This window comes from Gemmatimonadota bacterium, from assembly GCA_026706345.1.
Taxonomy (GTDB): domain Bacteria; phylum JAAXHH01; class JAAXHH01; order JAAXHH01; family JAAXHH01; genus JAAXHH01.
Genome location: JAPOYX010000188.1, coordinates 1 through 6,109, shown reverse-complemented (window position 1 = coordinate 6,109; position 6,109 = coordinate 1). Strand labels below are relative to the sequence as shown.

Annotated in this window: 5 protein-coding genes; 1 reads left to right on the top strand and 4 read right to left on the bottom strand. The window is 62.8% G+C overall.

What is annotated here, in order from left to right; all coding sequences use genetic code 11:
• The 4 genes from OXG98_13030 to OXG98_13015 form a co-directional block, all read right to left on the bottom strand.
• A partial coding sequence (locus OXG98_13030; protein ID MCY3772926.1) for an MATE family efflux transporter occupies window positions 1–481 on the bottom strand: 481 nt, incomplete at its 3' end.
• 59 nt (window positions 482–540) lie between these two features.
• On the bottom strand, window positions 541–1,797 hold the full coding sequence (locus OXG98_13025; protein ID MCY3772925.1) for an FAD-dependent oxidoreductase: 1,257 nt from the start codon (window positions 1,795–1,797) through the stop codon (window positions 541–543).
• Window positions 1,798–1,920: 123 nt separating this feature from the next.
• Complete coding sequence (locus tag OXG98_13020) at window positions 1,921–3,630, bottom strand: peptide ABC transporter substrate-binding protein (protein MCY3772924.1); 1,710 nt, start codon at window positions 3,628–3,630, stop codon at window positions 1,921–1,923.
• Between the two features lie 132 nt (window positions 3,631–3,762).
• Window positions 3,763–4,851, bottom strand: coding sequence for a membrane dipeptidase (locus OXG98_13015; GenBank protein MCY3772923.1), 1,089 nt, complete (start codon window positions 4,849–4,851; stop codon window positions 3,763–3,765).
• Between the two features lie 282 nt (window positions 4,852–5,133).
• Between OXG98_13015 and OXG98_13010 the strand changes: the two genes are divergently transcribed.
• On the top strand, window positions 5,134–6,109 hold a 976-nt coding region (locus OXG98_13010), incomplete at its 3' end, for a zinc-binding dehydrogenase (protein ID MCY3772922.1).

Below are 6,109 nucleotides of genomic sequence, written 5' to 3'. Positions count from 1 at the left end.
CGCAGGCCGTCAGCGTGATCAGGATGGCTGGAGCGCCGAGCCAACGCCAGAAGATGTAGTCCACTGCCCCATCATGTATCGCACCCGAAGCCCCAAGCAGCGTGGCCAGGTACGAGGTGAGCGGAATGCCAAGGACGATGATCAGCAGCCCGAAGGCCGTGCTCATGATGATGCCCAGGCTGCTCATGGAAACGGACCGGGAACGATCATTGTCGCCCTCGGCCTGGGCTACTTCGGTCTGCGTACTGATCCCAAGGAAGTTGAAGACCCAGAAAAGTCCCGAGAGAGCTACTGCTCCGACCCCGAGGGCGGCCAGGGACTCGGCGCCGAGCCGCTTGATGAAGGCGGTGTCCACGAGACCGGTAAGCGGTTCCGCGATGAGCGAGAGCAGAACGGGAAAGGAAAGCCGTACAAGGGTGGCGTGGGGTCTGATTGAAAAAGGATGATCGGACGAGGTGCCCGCGGGATTTGAATCGCGCATGTTTACTTGAAGGGGTGGCCGGCTGAGAAACTCGATAGAATCGAATAACGCATATTCACCTAGGCGGCGAACCGTTCCACCGCGAGGAGGTCCAGGTCGATGTCGGTCCGTTCGTCGGCCATGATCTGCCGGACCAGCTTCCCGGTCACCGGACCGAGGGATACCCCGATCATGGCGTGGCCGGCCGCCACGACCAGGTTGCGGACGTCCGGGACCCGGCCCAGAAAGGGTAGACCGTCGGGCGTGCAGGGACGCAACCCGCACCAGGTCTCCAGGATCTCATGGGAGCCGATATCGAACGCCGGGAGATACCTGGATACGGCACTGGTAATGGCGGAAACGCGCCGGTGGTTAATGGTATGGTCCATACCGGCCAGTTCCAGGGTGCCTCCGATACGCAGCGTGTCGCCCATGGGCGTGACGGCCACCCGGGATTCGGACAGCATGAAGGGCATTTCCGGCCAGCCGGACGGCCGTCTCAGGGTAACGCTGTACCCCTTTGCCGGCTGGATGGGCAGCGGGACTCCGACGAGTCTGCCGAGGTCGGCCGACCAGGAACCCGCCGTGAGCACCACCTCTCCCGCCGCGATGTCTCCCCGGGTCGTGTGGGTAGCCGTGATGCGTCCTTTTTCTTTCGTGAAGCCCGTTACTTCCGCCCCGGTATGCACCGTCACGCCGAGCTGCTCTATGTGGGCCGCTAATGAGCGCACGAACTTGCCTGGCGTCAAGTGGGCGTCCTGCCTGAAGTGCAGGCCGCCCAGCGCATTCAGTTCCAGCCCCGGAAGCGCTTCAGCCAGACCGTCCGGTGAAAGTTCATCGATTTCAAGCCCGTACGAGGAGAGGAGGTGCCGTTCCTCTTCCCCTTCCTCCAGGCCCTCCCGCGTACGATACAGAGCCACTACACCCCGCTGATGATAGTCGAAATCCACGCCGTCCAGACTGTTTAGCTTATCAAAAAGCGAGAGGCTGCGCAGACTCATGTCCCGGATCAGCGGAATGGCCCTGCGCATCCGGTCTTCACTGCTCGCCTTCCAGAAGGCCCAGAGCCAGCGGACCAGCGACGGGTCCAGTCGCAGCTTGATGTAGAAGGGGCTGTCCGGCTTGAACATCCACTTCAGGCCCTGCGGCACGACGCCCGGCGCCGCAAGCGGCACGCTGTGGCTGGGCACGACGAGCCCCATGTTGCCGTGGGAAGCGCCGGACCCGATTTCCCCGCGATCCACGAGAGTGACCTCGTAGCCTGCCTCACGCAGGTAGTACGCGGCGCATACACCTACCGCGCCGCCTCCGATGATCAATACGTCGGTCTTGTCCATGAGAATCGCGGCGAATCAGTGATGGGCGGGACGCAGTGAGTCCTTTGAATCCGGGTATCTCGTGGCGAAACGGGGGTGGGCGACATGAAATTCGTCGGTCTTATCCATGCATCCCGCGGTGATTCAGTGGCGGGCGATGTACATTTCCGTGAAGTTCACGGTCTGAATCGATATGATCGGCACCACGCGGCCGTCCCGGTCCTGCTTGACGCCCCGGAGATAGGGTTTTCTCAACTCCGTGATCACCGGATGGAAGAGAAAGACGGCGCCCGCCTCCTCCGCCAGGATGCGCTCGGCCCGGGCGTACAGGTCGTAGCGGACCGCGGGATCCATATGGGTATTGGCCCGGTCGAGCAGGCCGTCGAATTCCGCGTGCAGCCAGTCGTGGCGGGCATACCCCCTGGGCTGTGACCGCCAGAGGAGGCCGAGCATGTTGGACGGGTCCGGGTAGTCGTAAACAAAGACCAGCATGCCCATGGGGATCTGCCACTGGAACAGGTTCTCGTTGAAAACGTTTCGCTGCTGGTACCTGATTTCGAGTTCGATGCCCAGCGTCTCCCGGAGCATGGCTTGCACTGCTTCTCCCGCGATGCGGTTGATGCCCGTATCGGCCACCCGAAGCCAGAACTCCGTCTTCGGGAAGCCGCGGCCCTCCGGATAGCCTGCTTCCGCCATCAGCCGCCGCGCCTCGTCGGGATCGTACGCCTGGGACGCCCTGAACTGATCCGCCGAATACCCCGGGAAGCCGGGTGGGAGCATGGAGTACGCCGGGATGGCGAGGTCGTTGAGGACGGTCGTGCTGAGCGTAGATCGATCGATGGCGTGTGCGATAGCCCGCCTTACCCGGGCGTCGTCGAAGGGAGGCTGCCGGGTCTGGAAGAACAGGTACCACGTGGTGAACTCCGGCATCCGGTGAATCTCCTGCACGAGGTCGCTGTCCTGAAGCACCCGCTCGTAGTCGATGGGATCCAGGCGATAGGCGTCGATCTCACCGTTTTCGTAGGGCAAGGTGCCCGGCCGCTGGGCGCCGATGAACTTGACGATGATTTCCTCGAGAAGCGCCTTGTGAGGACCGTTGTAATTCGGGTCGAGGGCGAAGGTCATGTCGGAACCCGTATTCCATTCCGCCAGCCGGTAGGTGAAATTGGACACGCAGTGTCCCGGTTCGGTCCACTTCGCGCCGAACTTCTCCACCTGCCACCGCGGCACGGGCGACGATGTGATGAAGGAAACGATATAGGGCAGGTAGGGACAAGGTCCCTCGGTCTCGATTTCGAAGGTGAGTTCGTCCACCGCGCGGATGCCCACCTGCTCCACGTCCTGGAGTTCGCCCTGGTTGAAGGCCCGCCCGTTCTTGATCACGTAGTAGAGAAAGGCGTAAATGTTCCCGCTGGCCGGATCCAGCATGCGGCGGAAGGAGTACTCGAAATCGTGGGCCGTGACGTCCCTGCCGTCGCTCCACCGCGCGCCTTCGCGGAGATGGAAGGTCCATGTCCGGCCGTCTTCCGAAGATTCCCAGCGGTCCGCCGCCGCCGGGACGAGTTCGTTGTTTTCGTCCAGCAGCACCAGACGCTCGAAGGCAAAGTACGTGCCGTCGGCTTCGTAGGCCGCCACGCTGATGTCCAGGGTGGAAGGCTCGCGAAACATGTAGCGGAATTTCTGCCGGTCCGGCGGGGCCGCGTCGTCCGGCAACTGACGGCCTATGGAATTGACCCGGGTCTGGCCATCAGGCTGCTGGACGTTCTCGCCATCGCCGCATCCATTCAGATATACGAAGGACAGCGCTGGCAGGACATAGCGTAGACGAATCAGACATTTCGTGAGCGTGAGCATGTGTATGACAAAGCCCCGAGGTGGTCCGCCAGTAATTTCGCGGCAGGTGGTCCGTCAGTAGTTTCGCGGCAAATGGTCCGTCAGCCGTTCTACGGCGGGTGTTTCGTCAGCAGTTCCGCGGTGGACAGTCCGTCAACCGCCCTTCGGCAGGTGGTCCGTATAAAACCTCACCCAGTTCCTGTACATGACCTTCTCGATGTCTTCCCGGGCGTATCCCCGCTCCTCGAGGATGGGAACCAGCAACTGGTAATCGGCGATCGAGTCGATTTCGGAGGGCGCCCCGTCGATGCCGCCCTGCCCGTCGGTGTCACCGCCGATTGCCGCATGATCGGCGTTGCCGGCCAACTGGCACACGTGATCGATGTGATCGGCCACGTGGGAAAGGCCAATGTCCTCGCGCCGGAAATGGTCCCGGCGGTTGTATCCCCCGGTGTTCGACCAGTCGAGGGTGTACCAGGGGCAGAGCATCCAGGTGTCCATGGACGCGCCGATGACGCCGCCCCGTTCGATGACGATTCTGAGCTGTTCGTCGGAGAACTGGCGCTGGCCGGGGACGAGGGCTCGGCAGTTCTGGTGACTGGCCAGGACCGGACCTTCATACAGGTCCACGGCCTCGAAGAAACTTTCGTCCGATATGTGTGTCAGATCGAGCAGCATGCCGCAGGCAGACATCTCGCGGAGCAACTCCCTGGCGGGCGGGAACAGACCGCCCGTGGAACCCGTACCGTGGGCATAGGTGCTCGGACCGTAGTGGGTCAGGCTCACCACGCGGACACCCACCTCGAACCATTCGTGTACTTGTTCGGGCCAGAGAATGGGATCGGCGCCCTCCATGCCGAGGATGAAACCCACGGGAAGCCTATGGGTATCCTCCGCCTCTTCCCAGACTGACATATGTGTAGCCAGGGCCTGTCCGCCGGAAAGCACGACGCCTTCGCCCTGTTCCGCCAGTATGTGATAATAGGCCAACTGACCGCGGGCCGCCCCATAGACCGCCGCGCTGCCGCGGAGACCGTCCAGTATGCTGTTTTCCCGCTTGCGGCGCACGGTGAACTTCATCAGGGCGGCCGCGACCCGGCCCCGGCGCATCTCGGGCAGGCAGGCGAAGGCGACGTTGCCCGGATCCCCGGCGTCGCGCACATCCGCCAGCGGAAGGGTGACGTCCCTGTTGCGTTCGATCCCGCTATACGCCATGGGGTAGTCGCCGTCGAAGATGAGCATGAAAAAACGATACCGGGCGGGCAACGGGGTGTCAATACAAATCACCCGCATGAGTATCCGTTTTGGCGCCGGCCGTGCGCCTGTCCTTGCGCTGGCGCGGCCATGGACGTATAATAGGCGTCCGTGAAACCCGGACCGTGGTCTGGTCGTCATATCCGATAAGGCAGACCCGTTCCAATCGGCAAGGCAGGCCGTTCCAGCCGGTAAGGCAGAACCGTTCCATTTTTTTGAAGCGGCCGTTTTGGATACGCTTTTGGATACGCACTGATCGGATACGCACCGATGCGCGCATGTGTACTCGTGGAACCCGGACGGATAGAGACCCGCGACGACGTCGACAAGCCCGTCGCGGGACCGGACGACGTGGTCGTGCAGGTGAGATCCGCCCTGACCTGCGGGACCGATCTGAAAGCCTACAGGAGAGGGCATCATCTTATGCCGCCTCCGACCCTGTTCGGCCACGAGTTTTCCGGCGTGGTCGTCGACAAAGGAAACAGGGTGGAACGGTTCTCCGTCGGGCAGCCCGTCATGTCCGTACACACGGCACCCTGCCGGGAATGCGTGTACTGCAGGCGATCACTCCAGAACCTGTGCCCGGACTTGACGAGAACGATGGCTCTGGGCGCCTACGCCGAGTACCTGAGGGTGCCCGCCGCAGTAGTCGACGCGAACATGTACCCCAAGCCCGATGAACTGGGCTATCGCGAGGCGGCCATGCTGGAGCCGCTTTCCTGCGTGGTCTACGGCATAAGCCAGGCGCCCGTTGCATCCGTTGACTCGGCGGTCGTCATCGGCGCCGGTGCCATCGGGCTGTTGCACGTCATGGTGCTGAAGGAAATGGGCGTGAAGCAGGTGATCGTCTCGGGGCGGCACGACTACCGTCTCGAGATGGCGGAGAAGGTCGGGGCGGACCTCGTCATCGATAGCGCCAGGGCGAATGCCACCGAGGCGGTGCTGGAAGCCACAGGGGGCCAAGGCTCGCCTATCGTCTTCGAATGCACGGGGCTGCCGGCCGTCTGGGAAGAAGCCGTTACCATGGTCAGCAGGGGCGGCTGTGTCGTGCTTTTCGGAGGGTGCCCCGGCGGCACGACGGTTACCTACGACACCACCAGGCTCCACTATGACCAGATCACCCTGAAGGGCGTTTTTCACTTCACCCCGGAGGCGGTCCGCGACGCCTGCCACCTGCTCGCGGACGGCGGACTCGACGCTACGCCGCTGATCACCGTCGACCGCTCGCTGGAGGGAGTGCCGGATA

Coding starts and splice junctions, on each gene's coding strand:
- OXG98_13025 (MCY3772925.1), bottom strand. CDS start 1,797: ATGGACAAGACCGACGTATTGATCATCGGAGGCGGCGCGGTAGGTGTA.
- OXG98_13020 (MCY3772924.1), bottom strand. CDS start 3,630: ATGCTCACGCTCACGAAATGTCTGATTCGTCTACGCTATGTCCTGCCA.
- OXG98_13015 (MCY3772923.1), bottom strand. CDS start 4,851: ATGCTCATCTTCGACGGCGACTACCCCATGGCGTATAGCGGGATCGAA.